The organism is Nonomuraea jiangxiensis (assembly GCF_900099965.1).
Lineage (GTDB): Bacteria > Actinomycetota > Actinomycetes > Streptosporangiales > Streptosporangiaceae > Nonomuraea > Nonomuraea jiangxiensis.
This window is the reverse complement of the sequence record NZ_FNDJ01000050.1, coordinates 1-17,022: the sequence shown is the minus strand read 5'-3', so window position 1 is coordinate 17,022 and position 17,022 is coordinate 1. Positions and strand designations below refer to the sequence as shown.

General features: G+C 70.7%; 15 protein-coding genes. 7 read left to right on the top strand and 8 right to left on the bottom strand.

The annotated features are described in order from the left end of the window. The first annotated feature begins 38 nt into the window (after positions 1–38). Positions 39–1,268 carry a D-mannonate dehydratase ManD gene (gene manD / locus BLS95_RS52035; RefSeq protein WP_090947060.1) on the top strand — a complete coding sequence of 410 codons (1,230 nt, stop codon included), beginning with the start codon at positions 39–41 and terminating at the stop codon, positions 1,266–1,268. A 36-nt stretch (positions 1,269–1,304) separates the two neighbouring features. On the opposite strand, the gene BLS95_RS52030 is transcribed toward manD, so the two are convergent. Then, positions 1,305–2,075 (bottom strand): HAD family hydrolase, encoded by a 771-nt coding sequence (locus BLS95_RS52030; RefSeq protein ID WP_090947059.1) that lies wholly within the window; start codon positions 2,073–2,075, stop codon positions 1,305–1,307. Further along, positions 2,072–2,857, bottom strand: a complete 786-nt coding sequence (locus tag BLS95_RS52025; protein WP_090947058.1) for a GntR family transcriptional regulator — start codon at positions 2,855–2,857, stop codon at positions 2,072–2,074. The genes BLS95_RS52030 and BLS95_RS52025 overlap by 4 nt, the downstream gene beginning before the upstream one ends. A 144-nt stretch (positions 2,858–3,001) precedes the next feature. On the opposite strand from BLS95_RS52025, the gene BLS95_RS52020 reads away from it, so the two are divergent. Further along, complete coding sequence (locus BLS95_RS52020) at positions 3,002–4,135, top strand: TIGR03364 family FAD-dependent oxidoreductase (RefSeq protein WP_090947057.1); 1,134 nt, start codon at positions 3,002–3,004, stop codon at positions 4,133–4,135. A gap of 232 nt (positions 4,136–4,367) precedes the next feature. Here BLS95_RS52020 and BLS95_RS52015 read toward each other — a convergent pair whose 3' ends face one another. The 4 genes from BLS95_RS52015 to BLS95_RS52000 form a co-directional block, all read right to left on the bottom strand. Then, positions 4,368–5,618, bottom strand: coding sequence for a glycoside hydrolase family 16 protein (locus BLS95_RS52015; protein ID WP_090947056.1), 1,251 nt, complete (start codon positions 5,616–5,618; stop codon positions 4,368–4,370). Between the two features lie 145 nt (positions 5,619–5,763). Further along, positions 5,764–6,828: a YihY/virulence factor BrkB family protein gene (locus BLS95_RS52010; RefSeq protein ID WP_090947055.1), complete on the bottom strand. Its 1,065-nt coding sequence runs from the start codon at positions 6,826–6,828 to the stop codon at positions 5,764–5,766. 121 nt (positions 6,829–6,949) lie between these two features. After that, the gene (locus BLS95_RS52005; protein ID WP_090947054.1) at positions 6,950–8,083 is read right to left on the bottom strand and encodes an acyl-CoA dehydrogenase family protein; all 1,134 of its coding nucleotides are present in this window, start codon (positions 8,081–8,083) and stop codon (positions 6,950–6,952) included. Positions 8,084–8,183: 100 nt separating this feature from the next. Continuing rightward, positions 8,184–8,723 carry an LOG family protein gene (locus BLS95_RS52000; RefSeq protein ID WP_176993888.1) on the bottom strand — a complete coding sequence of 180 codons (540 nt, stop codon included), beginning with the start codon at positions 8,721–8,723 and terminating at the stop codon, positions 8,184–8,186. Positions 8,724–9,235: 512 nt separating this feature from the next. On the opposite strand from BLS95_RS52000, the gene BLS95_RS59450 reads away from it, so the two are divergent. The 4 genes from BLS95_RS59450 (at position 9,236) to BLS95_RS51980 (ending at position 13,130) form a co-directional block, all read left to right on the top strand. Next, positions 9,236–9,790, top strand: a complete 555-nt coding sequence (locus BLS95_RS59450) for a TetR/AcrR family transcriptional regulator (RefSeq protein WP_090947052.1) — start codon at positions 9,236–9,238, stop codon at positions 9,788–9,790. 1 nt (position 9,791) lies between these two features. Then, entirely contained in the window at positions 9,792–10,985 is a 1,194-nt protein-coding gene (locus tag BLS95_RS51990; protein ID WP_090947051.1) for an FAD-dependent oxidoreductase, read from the top strand. Between the two features lie 527 nt (positions 10,986–11,512). Then, a complete protein-coding gene (locus BLS95_RS55230) occupies positions 11,513–11,692 on the top strand; it encodes a hypothetical protein (RefSeq protein WP_143044287.1) in 180 nt (59 codons plus the stop codon). A 103-nt stretch (positions 11,693–11,795) separates the two neighbouring features. Then, positions 11,796–13,130: an MFS transporter gene (locus tag BLS95_RS51980; RefSeq protein ID WP_176993887.1), complete on the top strand. Its 1,335-nt coding sequence runs from the start codon at positions 11,796–11,798 to the stop codon at positions 13,128–13,130. 50 nt (positions 13,131–13,180) lie between these two features. Here BLS95_RS51980 and BLS95_RS58785 read toward each other — a convergent pair whose 3' ends face one another. Beyond that, on the bottom strand, positions 13,181–13,354 hold the full coding sequence (locus BLS95_RS58785) for a hypothetical protein (protein WP_245765802.1): 174 nt from the start codon (positions 13,352–13,354) through the stop codon (positions 13,181–13,183). A 1,022-nt stretch (positions 13,355–14,376) separates the two neighbouring features. Next, complete coding sequence (locus tag BLS95_RS51970) at positions 14,377–14,748, bottom strand: ArsR/SmtB family transcription factor (protein ID WP_090947048.1); 372 nt, start codon at positions 14,746–14,748, stop codon at positions 14,377–14,379. Positions 14,749–14,880: 132 nt separating this feature from the next. Here BLS95_RS51970 and BLS95_RS51965 point away from each other — a divergent pair, with 132 nt between their 5' ends. Then, entirely contained in the window at positions 14,881–16,356 is a 1,476-nt protein-coding gene (locus tag BLS95_RS51965) for an MFS transporter (RefSeq protein ID WP_218136433.1), read from the top strand. The last annotated feature ends 666 nt before the right edge of the window (positions 16,357–17,022 follow it).

Sequence of the window (17,022 nt, the reverse complement as noted above, 5' to 3'; positions counted from 1 at the left end):
GCCGTGACCGGACCCGCTCTTACCAGAAAGGCACCCCCGTGCAGATCATCGCCGCGGACGTCATCGTCACCAGCCCCGACCGCAACTTCGTCACCCTCAAGATCACGACGGACGACGGGTTCACCGGGCTGGGCGACGGCACCCTCAACGGGCGGGAGCTGTCGGTCGCCTCCTACCTGGCCGACCACGTCGTCCCCCTGCTGATCGGCCGCGACCCGCAGCGCATCGAGGACACCTGGCAGTTCCTCTACCGCTCGGCGTACTGGCGGCGCGGCCCCGTCACCATGGCCGCCATCGCGGCCGTGGACGTGGCGCTGTGGGACATCAAGGCCAAGGCCGCCGGGATGCCGCTCTACCAGCTGCTCGGCGGCGCCTCCAGGAACGGCGTCATGGCCTACGGGCACGCCTCGGGCCGGGACCTGCCCGAGCTGTTCGACTCGATCCGCCGGCACCTGGAGCTAGGCTACCGGTCGATCCGGGTGCAGACCTCCGTGCCGGGCATCAACGCCGTATACGGCGTGGCCGCCCAGCCCAGCGCCGGCGGCAGGCGATACGACTACGAGCCGGCCCAGCGTGCCGCGCTGCCCGCCGAGGAGGACTGGGACACCCGCGCCTACCTGCGCCACCTGCCCGGCGTCTTCGAGGCGGTACGCAACGAGTTCGGCCCCGAACTGCCGCTGCTGCACGACGGGCACCATCGCATGACCCCCATCCAGGCCGCCAGGCTCGGCAAGGACCTTGAGCCGTACGACCTGTTCTGGCTGGAGGACTGCACGCCGGCGGAGAACCAGGAGGCGCTGCGGCTGGTGCGCCGGCACACCACCACCCCGCTGGCCATCGGCGAGGTCTTCAACACCGTGTGGGACTACCAGACCCTGATCAGCGAGCAGCTCATCGACTACGTCCGCTCCGCCGTCACCCACACCGGGGGGATCACGGCCATGCGCAAGCTGCTCGACTACGCCGCTCAATACCAGATCAAGTCCGGCATCCACGGCCCGACCGACATCTCGCCGGTCGGCATGGCCGCCGCCCTGCACCTGGACCTGGCGATCCACAACTTCGGCATCCAGGAGTACATGCGGCACGGCCCGGCGACCGACGAGGTGTTCCTTCAGTCGTTCAGCTTCACCGACGGCTATCTGCATCCCGGGGAGCAGCCGGGGCTGGGTGTGGAGCTCGACGAGCAGGCGGCGGCGCGTTTTCCGTACCAGCCGGCGTACCTGCCGTTCAACCGGCTCAAGGACGGCACCATCCACGACTGGTGAGCCTCGCGTCGGCCCCGCGGACGCACGCTGCCGGGCTCAGCGCAGGCGGAGCAGGGCGGGCAGGTCCGCGACGCTCGGCAGGAGATGGGTGTGGCGTACGGCGCCGAGGGTGACGGCGTCCTGGCCGCCGGTGAGGACCCCGGCCACGACGCGGGCGCCCGCGTTGGTGCCCGCTTGCAGGTCGCGTACGGTGTCGCCGGCGGTGAGGACGCGGCCGACGTCGCGGACGCCGGTCGCCTCCATCGCCCGGAAGATCATGTAAGGCGCGGGCCGGCCGCACGGCACGTCGTCCACGCACACCACCGCGTCCAGGAAGCCGTCGTCCCAGCCGACCGCCGCCAGCAGCGCCGTGGTCACCTCGCGGTCGAACCCCGTGGTGAGCGCCACCTTGACACCGGCGGCGCGGAGCGCGGTGATCGCCTCGGGCACGCCGGGCAGGGGCGCGGGCGGCCGGGCGGCGTAGGCCGCGCTCAGCCGGGCGCGGAAGTCCGCGAAGGCCGCCTCGACGACATCCGGGCCCGGCGGCCCGCTCGGCGGCCCGGCCAGGGCCAGGCTGGACGACTCAGCAAGGCTGGGCGACTCGGCCGCGCTCGGGATGCCGGCCCGGCTCGGGGAGGGCGCCTGGCTCGGAGCGGGGGTCAGCAGGGCGGTGATGGCCTCGCGCTTGCCGGCGCCCATCCAGCGCTGGATGTCGGCGGCGGTGGGGGCGCCCCCCGCGGCCCGTACGGCCTGCTCCAGCGCGAGATAGACGGCGCCGTGCTCGTCCACGGTGGTGCCGGCGATGTCCAGGACCGCCAGTTCGATCACGGGGTTGCTCCTTGGGGGACTCGGGCGGGACGCGGGCCGTCGGGGCTCGGGCCGCGCAGCAGCGCCGGATGGGCCTGCTGGGAGTTGTCGATGGTGAACGAGACCAGGTCCGGCCGGTAGCGGTCGTCGGAGAACTCGACGGGCTCACCCCCGGCGGAGGAGGTCTGGCGGCGCTCGCGCAGCAGGGGCGAGCCGAGCGGGACGCCCAGGAGCGCGGCGTCGGTCTCGTCGGTGGCGATCGCGTCGATGACGTGGCGGGCCCGGCTCAGGTCCACGCCGCAGCGGCTCAGGTGGGCGAAGACCGACCCGGAGTCGCAGTCGAAGTCGAACAGCAGCCGCCCGACAGACCAGACGAACGTCGTGCGCTCCACCATGGCGGGCATGTCGTCCATCAACCGCAGCCGCAGCAGCTGCACGACGGGCGCGCCCTCCTCCACCCCGAGGGCGTCACACGCCTCCGGGGTCGCCGGGCGGCGGGCGATCTCGAGCGTGCGCTGCCCGGGCGTGCGGCCCATCAGCTCCACCCAGCGCGAGAAGGACAGGAAGGTCTCGAACGGCTGGGGCACGCTCTGGCTGCGCACCACCGGCGGCCTGCCGCGCCCACCGCCGATGAGACCCTCGGCGCGCAGGGTGGCCAGCGCCTGGCGGATCGGGCCCCGCGAGATGCCCCACTGCTCGCACAGCCGCGACTCCGAGGGAACGGCCGCGCCCACCGGCAGCTCCCCCGAGCTGATCCGGCGGCGCAGCTCCGAGGCGACGCGTTCGTGGAGAGGTGCGTCCATGTGACTTGACCATACAGGAGTGCGGGCGCCTCCCGATTCCTCCATGGCCCTTCTCACATGCGACGATGACGTCGGCGCGAACGCGAGATGACATGTGCGGCCCGGCGTTGACGCCGCCCGACCAGCCCGGGCAGCTTACTTGTCATGACAAGTCATCTGTCGTGGGACAGGTCTCTCGATGCGGCCGATCTCGTGATCGTCGGTGCGGGCGTCGTGGGGCTGGCCCATGCCGTGGCCGCCGTGGACCGCGGGATGTCCGTCGTGGTGGTCGAGCGGGACGAGCGCGCCGTCGGCGCCTCGGTGCGCAACTTCGGGCACGGCTGCTTCACCGCCCAGGACGGCGCGGCTCTGCGGTACGCGACAGCCGCGAGGACCGCCTGGCTGCGCCTGGCCAAGGAGGCGGGGCTCTGGCTAGAAGAGAGCGGCACCGTCGTGGTCGCCCGCGCCGACGACGAGTACGCGGTGCTGGAGGAGTTCGCCGCCACCCGCGACGGCCAGGCCGTGCTGCTCGACGGCGGCCGGGTGGCCGAACGCGTGCCGGTGGGCCCCGGCGTGGTGGGCGGCGCCTGGTTGCCGCTGGACGTGCGCGTGGACCCGCGCCAGGCCGTGCACGCCATCGCCGCCTGGCTGGCCGGCCGGGGCGTGCGTTTCCACTGGGCCACCTCCGCGCACCTCGTCGAACCCGGCCTGGTCACCACCAGCCGGGGACGCATCCGGGCCGGGAACGTGGTCATGGCAGTCGGCCATGACGTCGACCGGCACTTCCCCGACCTGGCCGAGCGCGCCGGGCTGCGCCGCTGCGTCCTGCGCATGCTGCGGGTGGCCGACCCGCACGGACGCCGCGTCGGGCCCGCGGTGCTGTCCGGCTTCTCGCTCCTGCGCTACGGCGGCTTCCGGTCCTGCCCGACGCAGCCCGCCCTGCGGGCCCGCCTGGAGGCCGAGCAGCCGGTGCTGACCGGCATCGGCCTGAACCTCATGTTCACCCAGCGCCCGGACGGTGACCTCACCATCGGCGACACTCACGGCTACGCCGTCACGCCGGAGCCGTTCGACGACGACGAGCTCGACCGGCACGTCCTGGCCGAGAGCGCCCGCCTGCTGGGGGCCGATCGGCTGGTGGTCCGGGAGCGGTGGCGCGGCGTCTACGCCTCGGCCGCGGACCCGTTCCTCATCGCCGCCCCCATGCCGGGCGTGCGCGTGGTGTCGGTCACCTCCGGCATCGGCATGACCACCGCCCTGGGCCTGGCCCCCGAGGTCCTCGACGACCTGGCGGCCTGACCCCCAGGAACGCACGACGCGCGCCCCGAGCCCGCGGTCGGCGGGGACGTCTCGGACGCCATTCGAGCCGGTGTCTCCGGCAGGCGAGCTCAACCATCAGACCCGCGCCAGGAAATGGCGGGGAGAGCGCGTTCTTGAAAGTCCGATGCGGCGGCCGGTGAGCACACCGCGTTATTCTCGCGGCCGGCCGGACCCTTCGGAAGGAGTCCGACCGGTCGGCGGGATGCGGAGGTCAGCCGCGGGTCCACCGCTGGTTGGCGCCACCGGTGCAGGTCCAGATCTGCAGCCGGGTGCCGTTGGCCGAGCTGGAGCCGGTCGCGTCGAGGCACTTGTTCGCCTGGGGGTTGACGATCTGGCCGGTCCCGGAGTTGAAGGTCCACCGCTGCGCGCCGGAGCCGTTGCAGTCATAGAGCTGCACCCGTGCCCCGTTGGCCGTGGAGCCGCCGGTGACGTCCATGCACTTACCGAGCGCGCGTACCGAGCCGTCGCTGTTCCAGGTCCAGTTCTGGGCGGCGGAGCCGTTGCAGTCGTAGAGCTGGACGGCGGTGCCGTTGGCGGTGGCGGCGCCCGCCACGTCCACGCACTTGCCGCCGAGGCCGGTGATCCGCCCGCCGGTGCCGCCGCCGCCGTCGGTCGGCGGGGCGTAGACGCGGACGTAGTCGACGGTCAGAGACTGCGGGAAGGTGGTGGACGCGTCGGGGTAGCCGGGCCAGTAGCCGCCGACCGCCACGTTCATGATCATGAAGAACGGGTGGTCGAAGACCCAGCGGTTGCCGCCGAGGGAGGCGGGGGTCCGGCGCTGGTACTCGTTGCCGTCGACGTACCAGATGATCAGGTTCGGGGTCCAGTCGACGGCGAAGGTGTGGAAGCCGTCGGCGAACGCGCCGCCGATCGTGTAGGGGGCGCCGATGGCCGCGCCGCCGGAGTAGCCGGGGCCGTGGATGGTGCCGTGGACGGTGTTGGGTTCGCGGCCGATGTTCTCCATGATGTCGATCTCGCCGCTGTTGGGCCAGCCGACCGATCCGATGTCGTTGCCGAGCATCCAGAACGCCGGCCAGATGCCCTGGCCGCGCGGGATCTTCATGCGCGCCTCGAACCGCCCGTACGCCCGGGTGAAGGTGGCGGAGGTGAGCAGGCGGGCGGAGGTGTACTGGCAGGTGCCGTAGTGGCACTGGAAGTTGGACGGGTTCTCCCGGCGGGCGGTGATCACCAGGTTGCCGGCGCCGTCCATGGCGGCGTTGCGGGTGCTGTTGGTGTAGTACTGCTGCTCGTTGTTGCCCCAGCCGCTGCCGCCGATGTCGAAGCGCCATTTCGACTGGTCTACGGCGCTGCCCGCGGCTCCGTTGAACTCGTCGGACCAGACCAGCGGGCCGGGGGCGGGAGCGGCGCCGGCGGGGCCGGCCATCGGGACGAGCAGGGCGATCAACGTGGCGAGAGCGGCACCGATGGCGAGCAACGCTCTGGTTTGGGGGGTGTGAACCATTCGGGGCACCTCATCCGCAGAGGATTAAGGGGTTGTTTTACGGAAACCTTCCGGCAACATTAGTTCCGGTGTCAAGAGAGCGCTCTCCAGAAATGGGCGAGGCGCAGGCCAGGCGATTATCTCGGCCCCGGTAAACGCGCTCGGGTCAATGGGAGCGGTGGTCCTCGCGGTTCGCGCGCCTGATTCTGGCGGGGAGCACGCCCCGGACGGCGGCGATCACGGCCGAGCCGACCTCCCCGACCAAGGGCTCCCGCTCCTCCTCCGCGCTGGGTCCGGAGTCGGCGTGCGCGGGCTCGACGCAGCCGGCCCGGCAGGCTTCCAGCTGCGCCGCGAACGCCATCCCCAGGAAGAGCGCGATCGAGCTGAGGAACGACCACAACAACAGCGCCATGACGGCGGTCAGCGGCCCGTACGTGGCCCCGAACGTGCCGTTGTACTCGGTGTAGAGGGCCAGCGCCAGCGTGAAGAACGTCCACAACGCCAGCGCCGCCAGCGCCCCGACCGCCAGCCAGGTGTGGCCCGGCTGCCTGCGTCGCGGCGAGGCCCGGAACAGCGTGACCGTGGACGTCAGCGCGAGCAGGAACCCGAGCGGCCAGCGGATGACGGCGAAGGCCACCTGGGCACCCGCACCCCAGCCGAACGTCTCGCTCAGGGCGTCTCCGAGCTCGCCGCCGCCGACCAGGACGGTGAATCCGGTGATCATGAAGACCCCGGCGGTCAGCGCGAGCACGGCCGCCCTGGCGTACTTGCGATGGAAGGGCCGGTCGCGCTCCACACCGTAGATCCGGTTCGCCCCCCGCTCGAACTGCGCCATCGCGGTGGTCAGCGCGGCCAGCGTGGTGGCCAGGCCGAGCCAGAGGGCCAGCTCGTCCCTGGTGCCGTTGCCGCCTTCGAGCGCCTCGGTGACGGCCTCCGCGCCGCCTCCGGGCGCCAGGGCACGCAGCGTGAGCTCCAGCACCCGGCCCAGTTCCCGCTGGTCGGTGACCGCGCTGAGGCCGACCACCGCGATGGCGCCGGGGATGATGGCCAGGCAGAGCTGGAAGGCCAGGGCCCGCGAGTGGCTCATGCCGTCGCCGTACCGGAACCTGATCAGCGAGTCGCGCACGAAGTGCCAGACGCCGTACTTGCGGAGCGTTTCCCACGCGTCGTCGGCGGACAGCTCCTCGCCGTCCATCGTGCGCGTCTGGGGGACGGTGACGGTGGATCCCACGGCGGACGTTCTACCCCGGTTTGCGGCATTCAAGTGGTGATAATGCGGCCGTCCCGGTGCCCTCAACGGCGGGATGGCGACCCGGTGCAGGCGCGCCCTGTGGCCGACGAACGCGCGGGGCTCAGCGGAAGGCGGGGACGGTCGGCGGGCGGCCCATGAGTACGGCGCCCGCGGCGTCGTACATCGCGGGGCCGAGGAAGGCGTGCTGCTGCGGCACCTGCGCGTCCCCGAGCAGGTCCTGCAGCCGGTGGCCGCGGTGGATGGCGGCGGTGCCGGAGAGCGAGACCACCTTGTGCACCACCTCCGAGCAGATGCGGGCCAGGTGGGCGGCGGACAGCCGCATGTGGGCGTTCTGCCTGTCGCTGACCTGGCCACCGGCGGCGACCGCCTGCCAGCTCTCGTCCGCGGCCTCGTAGAAGTAGGCGCGGGCGGAGCGGAGCGTGGCCTCGGCCTCGGCGATGCCGGCGCGGTAGTAGGCGCGTTCGGCGAGCGCAGGGGCACCGGTGATGCCGGCCCGGCCGCCGCCGACCTCCTCGGCGTGGTCGAGGGCGGCCCGGGCGACGCCGGCGGCGACGACGGACAGCGACTGGGCGACGTACGTGATCGCGGGATATCGGTAGAGCGGTTCGTCGATCACCGGCGTCCCGCCGCGGATGAAGGACCACTCCCGGTCCACCTGGACGTCCTTGGCCACCACGTCGAACGAGCCGGTGCCCTGCATGCCGACGACGTCCCAGTCCTGCACGATCTCCAGCCGGTCCGGGCTCACCAGGACGCCGCGCGGCTTGCCCGCGGTGGCGTCGTCGCCGGGGATGCCGACGACCATGATGTCGGCGGCCATGCAGCCGCTGGCGAACTTCCACCGGCCGTTCAGCCGGAAGCCGCGCTCGGTCGGGACGGCCTCCTGGACCGGGAACAGCCCGCCCGCGAGGACCACGTCCGGGCCGCCGGCGTACAGCTCGGCCTGGGTCTCCAGCGGCAGCGCTCCCAGGTAGACGAGCTGGGCGCCGAAGCTCGCCACCCAGCCGGTGGAGCCGTCGACGGCCGAGATCCGCTCGATCCTGCGGAGGAACTCCGCGGGCGGCATCGGCTCGCCGCCGAACCGCTCCGGCGTGGCGACCCGGTAGAGGCCGAGCGCCTTGAGCCGGGCGACGAAGTCGGCGGGCACGTAACGCAGGTCGCGGAACTCGCCGCGGCGGCGGGCCAGCTCCTCCAGCATCTCGTCGAACGCGTCGGTCCCCCGGTCCCGCCCCATCGCTGCTCCCCCTCGCGGCTCGGTCTTGGTCCGAGTAGGGCCTTCCCCGTTCCCTCCACCCTCTACGCAGGGAAGTCGCGCCCCGGTGCGCCGGAGACGGTCAGCGCATGCCGAGCGACTCCTCCAGGAAGGCCAGCGCCCCCACGGGTTCCTCGGCGAAGAAGACCAGGTCGGTGAGGGGGCGCGGCAGGAAGCCCTCATCCTCCATGCGCCGGAACTGCGTCTTGAGCCCGTCGTAGAAGCCCGCCGTGTTCAGCAGGACGACGGGCTTGTCCGTCCTGCCGTGCTTCTTCAGCTCCAGGATCTCAGTGGCCTCGTCCAGCGTGCCCGTGCCGCCCACCATGATGACCACGGCGTCGGCCTTCTCCAGCAGCAGTTTCTTGCGCTCGGCGAGGTCGGCCGCGATGATCATGCCGTCCACGCCGGCGCGTACTTTGTGGGCCAGGAAGTCCACCGAAACGCCCATCAGCCGGCCGCCGGCCTCGTGCACCCCGTCGGCCATCACCTTCATCAGGCCCACGTCCGAACCGCCCCACACCAGTGTGTGCCCGCCCTTTCCGATCAGCTCGGCGAACTCGCGGGCGGGCTTGGTGTAGGTCTCGGGCAGGTCGGCGGCCGACAGGAAGACACAAATGTTCATGCGGACCACCGTAAGGGTCGCCCGGTCTCGATGGAACGGCGAGCCGATCCGCGCGGAGGGACCGGCCCGCCTGTGCCCGCGCGGCGTCGTCAACCCGGTGCCGGGGCTCAGGGCTCGGTGCCGGGGCGTTCCTGCAGGACCCAACCGTTGCCGTCGGGGTCGTCGCTTCGAGCACCCGGTCGGTCGCCGCCACGTTGTGGCCGGGGGCGAACCCGTGCCCGGGCTTGGCCGGCGTCGCCGCGCCGACGATCAGGCCGGCCAGGATGAGGCCGGCGTAGGAGTTCGGCAGGCTCTCGGCGTAGTGGAAGTTGATCGGCAGGCCACCACCCACCAAGGTAGCGTTCGCGCCGGACCGCAGCCGCAGCCGCGTGCCGACCAGGTCCTCATCGGCCACGTGAGTGGACTCCTCCGCAAGCTCGCCGATGGCGAACGCGCGAGCGCCCAGCGCCCAGCGCCGTGCGACAGGCACCTGCATGGTATGTTGAATAAACGTTTACTCAATGAGGTGAATAATGCCCAGAACTCGAAGTGAGCAGGCGGTATGGCGCCGGGGGCAACTGCTGGACGCGGCCTTGCGCGTGTTCGCCGACAAGGGCGTGGACGGGGCCACGGTCAAGGATGTGGCTGAGGCCGCCGAGGTGACACCCGGCCTGCTCTATCGCTATTTCGACAGCAAAGAGGCGATGGTGGAGACGCTCCTGTCGGAGCGGGGCTTCCTGCCCCGCCTGCGGGAGCTGCGGACGGAGCAGAACGACGCGCGGCCGGCTCCAGAGGTGCTGACCGAGTTGCTGAAGGCGTTCGACCGGCTGCTGGCCGACAACGCCGAGCTGATGGCCGTGTTCTTCAGCGCCGCCCAGGCCCGCGGGCCGCTGGCGGCGCTGGCTGGTGAAGGCCAGCGGCTCATCGGAGACTTCCTGCTCGAACGCATCGACGCCGGCGAGCTGCGCCCGCACGACACGGTCACGGCCGCCAGGACCCTGTTCGCCACCGTCGCCGTCAACCGGCGGCTGGGCACCCCCATCGACATCGCGGCCCTGGTCGGGCTGCTGTTTCCGGAAGAAGGATGAGATGCGCGCACAGTGCTGTGTCGTCGGGGGCGGCCCCGCGGGCATGATGACCGGGCTGCTGCTGGCCCGTCAGGGCGTGGAGGTGACCGTGCTGGAAAAACACGCGGACTTCCTGCGCGACTTCCGCGGCGACACCGTCCACCCCTCCACCCTCGAACTGATCGCCGAACTGGGCTGGATCGAGGAGTTCCTGAACCTCCCGCACACCAAGATGCCGCAGGTGGCTGTCAACATGGGCGGCCGAGACGTCACCTTCGCCGACTTCAGCCGGCTGAACGTGCGCTGCCCCTACATCGCGTTCATGCCGCAGTGGGATGTGCTGGACTTCCTGGCCGGCAAGGCCACGGCCTACCCCTCCTTCCGCCTCCTGCGCCGCGCCCGGGCCACGGAACTGCTCACCGATCAGGGACGGGTGACCGGCGTCCTGGCCGACACCGCCGAGGGCCCCGTGGAGGTGCGGGCCGACCTGGTGATCGGCGCCGACGGCCGCCACTCCACCGTACGGGCCGGCGCCGGCCTCACCCCCGTGAGCGCCTCGCCACCCATGGACGTGCTGTGGTTCCACCTGCCCCGCCGCCCACAGGACCAAGTGCCCTTCTTCCAAGGAGGCAAGGGGGCGCTGATCTCCATCGACCGTGGTGACTACTGGCAGATGGCCTATGCAATCCCGGCGGCCGCCTTCGACGAACTCAAGACCGCCGGGCTGCCGGCGTTCCGGAACCGGGTGGCGCACCTGGCCCCCGCCCTGCGCGACCGCGTGGACCAGATCCACGACTGGGAGGCGATACACCACCTGAGCGTCCGGGTAGACCGGCTTCCACGCTGGCACCGGCCGGGACTGCTGTGTATCGGTGATGCCGCCCACGCCATGTCGCCCGCGGGCGGCGTGGGTATCAACCTGGCCGTGCAGGACGCGGTGGCCACCGCCAACCTGCTGGGCCCGCTTCTCGCCCGAGGCGGCGAACCACAGGACGCCGATCTGGCCCGGGTGCAGTCCCGCAGAGAACGCGCCGCGAGGATCACCCAGGCCTTCCAGCTCGGCATCCTGCGCGACCTCTATCCCAAGGACCTGGGCGACGACACGACCCAGCATGTGCCTCCGATCTTCACGGCGTTCCGGACGCTGCCACCGCTGCGCCACCTCCTGGGTCGTTTCATCGGTATGGGCGTCCGTCCGGAGCACATCGCCGCATGACCGACACCATTCCCTTCCCACGTCCTCGCGTGCGCAAGGGAGACAGACCAGCTACCGGCGCTGTGCTGGGCACCACCGCCCGGCACGCCCGCGCAGCCAGGCGCAGCAGGGCAGTTCATGTGGTGGAGGGCCGCGCTGTGAAATCGAACGGGATCCGGCGCGGGCCGCGTTCGGAGGCAGGGAAAGGCTCGGCCCGCTGATCTACTTCGTTGACGCCGGATCCCCGGCCGGCCTGCTGCGCGCCCGCAGGCCTGCGCCCGCCACGCCGAACACACACCGCTGAAGCTGCTCTTGCTGGCCCGCGCCGCCGGCCGCTGGTGGGATAGTGCGCAGGCGGCTTCCCCCCAGCAGCGAGGCCCTCCTGGGGGGCACCCCCGTCACCCCGCCAACCACCCTGGAAAGCACGCTGGCCAGCCGGACCGACGGCTATCAGCAAGCCGCCCGTGCGTTCGCCGACGAAATGGGCCACCTGCGACCCCGCATCGGGTCCGTCCTGGACCGAACTGGCCGCCGGCTTGCCTACTCCGATGGCGGTTCGGATCCGATCGGGTAACGCGCTGAGTGTGCACATGCCGGCGCCGGCCGACCTGCTCGACACCGCCAACGGCGCCCTGCCCCGCAGCGAGGCGGCCGAAGATGCCGCGTCAGAGCCGACCGGGGGCTGTCAGACGGCCAAGCCCACCCACCGCGATCATGCCGGTACGTAGGCCCTACGGTTCGGCCGTCATCGAAATGTTGGGCGCGTAGTTTGACCCGATGCAGAAAGCAGATGCGTCCTCAGGCGCGACATCGCGTGCTCGGACGGGACAGGTGCGGCAGGGGTTCGTGCTGGTCGCGGCCAGCCTGGGATTCGCGGTCATCCAGCTTGACGTGAGCGTGGTCAACGTGGCGATCAAGCCGATCGGCGCGGAGCTGGGCGGAGGCGTCACGGCGTTGCAGTGGGTGGTCGATGCCTACACCGTGGCCCTCGCCGCGCTGATCCTCGTGGCGGGTACGTTGGGTGACTTCTACGGCGCCAAGCGACTGTTCATCGCCGGTTTCGCCGTGTTCGTGGCCGCATCGGCAGGATGCGGGCTGGCGGCGAACATGGCCGAGCTGATCGCCGCGCGGGCGGTTCAGGGAATCGGCGCGGCAGCGCTCGCGGCCTGCTCGCTAAGCCTGCTCCATCACGCCTACACCGAGCCGGAGCCCCGGGCGCGGGCCGTGGGGCTGTGGGCGGCGGGCGCCAGCACGGCGCTCGTGGCCGGCCCGGTCGTCGGCGGCCTGGTGATCGCGACGCTGGGATGGCGGTCCATCTTCTTCGTCAACGTGCCGATCGGCGCCATCGGCATCTGGCTGACCCTGAGCTACGCGACCGGCTCACCACGCTCGCGCGACCAGGGCCTGGACCTGTGCGGGCAGGTCAGCGCGGTCGCCGCGCTGACCGCGCTCGCGGTGGCCACGATCGAGGCGGGCTCGCGCGGGATGGACGATCCGGTCGTGCTCGCGGGCTTCGCCGTCGCGCTCGCCGCCGGTGCGGGGTTCGTGGTCGCGGAGGTCCGCGGGGCGGAGCCTATGCTTTCGCTGAGCTTGTTCCGCTCGGCACGGTTCGGAGTGCCGGTGGCGATCGGCCTGCTCGTCAACGTGGCGTTCTACGGGCTGATCTTCGTCCTCAGCCTGTACTTCCAGAAGGAACAGCATGCCTCCGCGCTGTGGACCGGGCTGGCTTTCGCGCCGATGATGGCGGCGATCATGGCGGCCAACCTCACCGCCAACCGGCTCACCGGCGCGCTCGGCGCCCGCCGCGTCCTCCTCATCGGCACGTCGCTCCTGGCGGCAGGATGCCTGGCCATGCTCGGCACCACCGCACGTACGCCCTACGCGGCGCTGGTGGTGCCGCTCATGGCCGAGGGGTTCGGCCTCGGACTGATCGTCCCTGTCATGGCCTCGGTCCTGCTGAGCGGCGTGGACCGCTCGCGCTCGGGGCGGGCCTCGGGGACGCTCAATGCCGCACGCCAGACCGGCAGCGTGCTCGGCGTCGCGCTCTTCGGCTCACTGGCTGCCGCAACCGGCCCGGTCAACGGCCTGCACACCGCACTGCTGATCTCCACCGGCCTGATCGTGGCCGTCGCCACCCTGGGCACCGGCATCCCCACAGTGCTGTGATCGACCCCCTGTCGGCCCGGGCGGAGGCCAGCCCCCGACTCAAGAGACGATCATGCGCAGCGCCTGGACGGTGCCGCCCTCCCCGACCGAGCTTGCGTGATCCCTCGCGTGAGCTGCTCGCAAACCTCGGGCACCCGGTCGATCTGCCCCATCAGCTCGAACAGCGCCTCGTTCATCAGCGCTTCCTTCGACCTGAAGTGGTGTCCGATGCCCGCCAGGCTCACGCCGGCCCTTCTCGATCAGGCATCGCTTCGCCCCGCACCGCGACGGCTTACTGGCTCCGCCGGCACGACTACACCGTGACCGTGGTCGAACGCGCCCCCGCGATCCGTACGGGCGGCTACAAGGTGGACATCCGCGGCGCGGCCCTCCGCGTGATCGAGCGCATGGGCCTGATGGACGCCGTGCGCGCCCGCAGCACCGACATGCGGACCGCCACCCACTACGACTCCAAGGACCGCCCGGTGCGGCAGGGCGGGCCGGTGCGGCAGGAAGCCCGAACATGGCCCCGCCGGTACCCGCGAGATGCGCGATGTCGACGGGTCCCTCATGGTTCACGAAGGGTGGCACGGGCCGGTCGAGGGGTGGGTTGTCCAGGAACAGCACGGTCAGACGCTGCGGGAGCCGGTGATTGCGGACCTGGTGGTCGAGCGGCCGGATTTCTCCGCCGGTCGGCCTTCGAGGAGGCTGAGTGCAGAAATTAGCGGTAGTGGTCTGTGACTTCTCCGCCTGTTAGTGGTCTGTGATGCCGTTCGGCACCATGCCCGCCTGCGGGCGGCGTACAGGATGCCGCTGAACTCCGCCACCCCGCGGTTCCGTGCACATCATGCCCGTCCACCAGCGGGCTCACCATTGAAGCTCCTCCCCCACCGGCGGGCGGCCCGCCCGTGGGCCGTCGAGGAACAGCGCCGCAGCCTGGCTCTGCAACTGGAATGGGAAGTCATTGACGACCCGCTGCTTCCACGGTCAGCTGACGATGGCGTGCGTCATCCGGCGCGCGCCACGCGGCCGTCGCATGATCCCAGCGTCTCTGTCCGGACATTGTCGTGGTGACCGGCCGCAATGTGTTGAGAATCGATGGCATGAACAGCGGTCACAGGCACGGGTTTCGGTACATGATCGCTACGCTCTATCGCTGCTGGTTGACGTGGTCAGCCACCCGTCCGTCGATGACACCTCGCAAAGGATCGCAAATTCGCATCAGATGTAATTGGCGGCCTTTCCAGCATCGGAACGCAAAGTCGCGTTAGGCGGTCGCCTCGGCTGACGTTGGCGTGACTTGCCGTTCCGATGCGTCCGGGCTCGACTCGGTCTGTTCGACGTCGGCGGCGGTCAGCAGGGCGTCGAGCAGGCCAGGGAAGCGGGCGTCGAGGTCTTCGCGGCGCAGGGACAGCAGGTTCTCGCGGCCGTAGGGGCGCTGCCAGATGATCCCGCTGTCGCGCAGAACCTTCCAGTGACGGGTCAGCGTCGACTTCGACACGCCGTCCAGGATCGTCCCGCAGGCCTGTTCACCGCCGGCAGCGAGCGTGCGGACGATCTTCAGCCGCAACGGGTTGCCCAGGGCTGTGAGGACATTCTCCAACCGGATCTGGTGGCGTTCGGGATGCTGAGGAATCACATACCCAGTGTACGTACGCGTACTAGCGAACATCCGTCCTCCTTCTGCGCGCCCGCGGTGCTACGTCTGTTGACGCACTCGCGTACTGTACGCAAGTATGCGTACAGTCGAACTTATTGGAAAGGCGGACTGATGACCAATATGTCCATGTCGTCCAGCCGGAGTCAGCGAGGCGGCACCCACCTGGGCTGGAGCCTGGCCCTGCTGGCACTGGCGCAGCTGATCTTTTCCCTCGATCTCAACATCGTGTTCGTAGCACTGCCGGAGATCGGCGCCGACCTGGGCTTTTCGGACCAGACACAGCAGTGGGTCGTCAGCGCCTATGTGGTGTTCGCCGGAGGGTTCCTGCTGCTGGGCGGGCGCGCTGCCGACCTGCTCGGCCGCCGCCGGATCTTCGTTCTCGCCCTCACCGTCTACGCCGGGTCCTCACTGGCCGGCGGACTGGCGGGCACCCCGGGCGTCATCGTCGTCGCCCGCGCGATCCAGGGTATCGGCGGAGCGCTCCTGCTTCCCTCGACCCTGTCACTGATCAACACGCTCTTCGAGGAAGGCCCCCGGCGGAACCGCGCGCTGGCAGTGTGGGGCGGTGCCGGAGCCAGCGGGCTAACCATAGGTGCCCTGCTCGGCGGCGTCCTCACGCAGGCCTTCGGCTGGCCTGCCGTCTTCTTCGTCAACGTCCCCTTGGCTGGCCTCGTCGCCATCGCCGCCCTGGCCGTCATTCCGCGTGACGGGCGTCGTCAACAGGACCGCAGGTTCGACCTGCCCGGCGCCATGACGGTGACCGGCGGCGCGACACTGCTGGTATTCGTCCTCGTCCAGGGACCCGAGATCGGCTGGCTGTCCCCGGCGATCATCGCGGCCGTGGTGCTGGCGGCAGTGCTGCTGGCCGCCTTCGTGGCGATCGAGTGGCGGAGCGCCGACCCGCTGATGCCGCCCCGGCTCTTCGGCAACCGCAGCCTCGTCGCCGGGATCACGGTCACGTTCATTTACATGGCGACGTTCGGCACCCTGCCCTACTTCCTGACCGTGCTATTGCAGACCGTTCATCGCTTCAGCGCCTTGCAGACCGGCCTGGGCTTCCTGGTCCCCTCACTCGCGATCGCGATCGGCACCCAACTCGGAGAACGCCTCACCACCCGCCTCGGAACCCGCACCACCCTGCTCGCCGGCTTCCTCACCGGAACGGCCGGCACCGCCGTCCTCGCACTTGGATTCCACGACAGCAGCGGTTACCTCGCTATCGTCCCGGGGCTGGTGATCTCGGGCGTGGGCCAGGGCGTCACCTGGACCGCCATGTGGATCGCCGCCGCGGCCGGAGTCGCCCCCCGCGAACAAGGCGTCGCCTCCGGCATGGCCTCCACCACACTCAACCTCGGTAACGCCATCGGCCTCGCGGTGCTCATCGCGATCGCCAACGCAGGCGTCAAGGGATCGGGCCCGGTGCTCCGCTCCTCGATCGCCGACGGAAGCCGTACCGCCGTCTACCTCGCCGCCGGCGGCATACTGCTCGGAACCCTCATCGCGCTGCTGTCGCCGCGCGGTACCGCCACCACCCCGCAGGACCCGGGCGACGACGCACTCGAGCCAGCCGAACGCCACAGGGTCTGATGGGGAGCCCCGCCCGCCTGATGGGCTCGGCGACTGGTGAGCTCGTGATTCAAGGGATGCGGCCGCCCTCCGATAAAGGTCCCAGCCGGGGCCTCGAGGAACGGCGCGAAACGCACTCGTCTTGGGCCTGTTCCGTACGAGGATCGTCTACCGGAACACCAGGCGGCCGAAGCGGACCCGCAGCGGCTGAGCCCGGCCGACCGGCGGGGCCTGTCGGCCTTGTTCTGGACCCATCGAACCTGTACGGGCGCTTCGAGCTCGACATGAACCGCCACCTGGAGTTGGAGGCCGTCACCGACCCACTGCAGTGAGTGAAGACGCTGGCACACCGGTTCATCGGACGCGGGGCCTGCACTCCTGCGGGACCATGGTCGCCCCGCAGGAGCCTCACTGTCAGTCGCTGCGTCGGCGGCGCCGGGCGGGGTCGTGTTCGGCCGTGATGCGGGGACCCCTCCAGGGGTCCCCATAGCAATGAAGAAATTTTCAACAAAGTAGCGTCTGACCTGCGATAACGCAGGAGCCTCCGACTGAGGTCCCGGTTTGATCACGGTGTTGGATCATGACGCCAAGGACAGTTCGCGGCTCGGGTACCGGCCAGGGTCTACGGCCGTTGCTTCGCATCGTCGGCTCGGGCGCCCAGCTCGGTGATGCTGGTGTCGTGGTCAC

What these genes read in the sequence shown, in the direction of transcription:
- BLS95_RS52015 (WP_090947056.1), bottom strand. Translation starts at nt 5,618, where the DNA reads ATGGTTCACACCCCCCAAACCAGAGCGTTGCTCGCCATCGGTGCCGCT.
- BLS95_RS52020 (WP_090947057.1), top strand. Translation starts at nt 3,002, where the DNA reads ATGACAAGTCATCTGTCGTGGGACAGGTCTCTCGATGCGGCCGATCTC.
- BLS95_RS59450 (WP_090947052.1), top strand. Translation starts at nt 9,236, where the DNA reads ATGCCCAGAACTCGAAGTGAGCAGGCGGTATGGCGCCGGGGGCAACTG.
- BLS95_RS52005 (WP_090947054.1), bottom strand. Translation starts at nt 8,083, where the DNA reads ATGGGGCGGGACCGGGGGACCGACGCGTTCGACGAGATGCTGGAGGAG.
- BLS95_RS51965 (WP_218136433.1), top strand. Translation starts at nt 14,881, where the DNA reads ATGACCAATATGTCCATGTCGTCCAGCCGGAGTCAGCGAGGCGGCACC.
- BLS95_RS52025 (WP_090947058.1), bottom strand. Translation starts at nt 2,857, where the DNA reads ATGGACGCACCTCTCCACGAACGCGTCGCCTCGGAGCTGCGCCGCCGG.
- BLS95_RS51990 (WP_090947051.1), top strand. Translation starts at nt 9,792, where the DNA reads ATGCGCGCACAGTGCTGTGTCGTCGGGGGCGGCCCCGCGGGCATGATG.
- BLS95_RS52000 (WP_176993888.1), bottom strand. Translation starts at nt 8,723, where the DNA reads ATGAACATTTGTGTCTTCCTGTCGGCCGCCGACCTGCCCGAGACCTAC.
- BLS95_RS55230 (WP_143044287.1), top strand. Translation starts at nt 11,513, where the DNA reads ATGGCGGTTCGGATCCGATCGGGTAACGCGCTGAGTGTGCACATGCCG.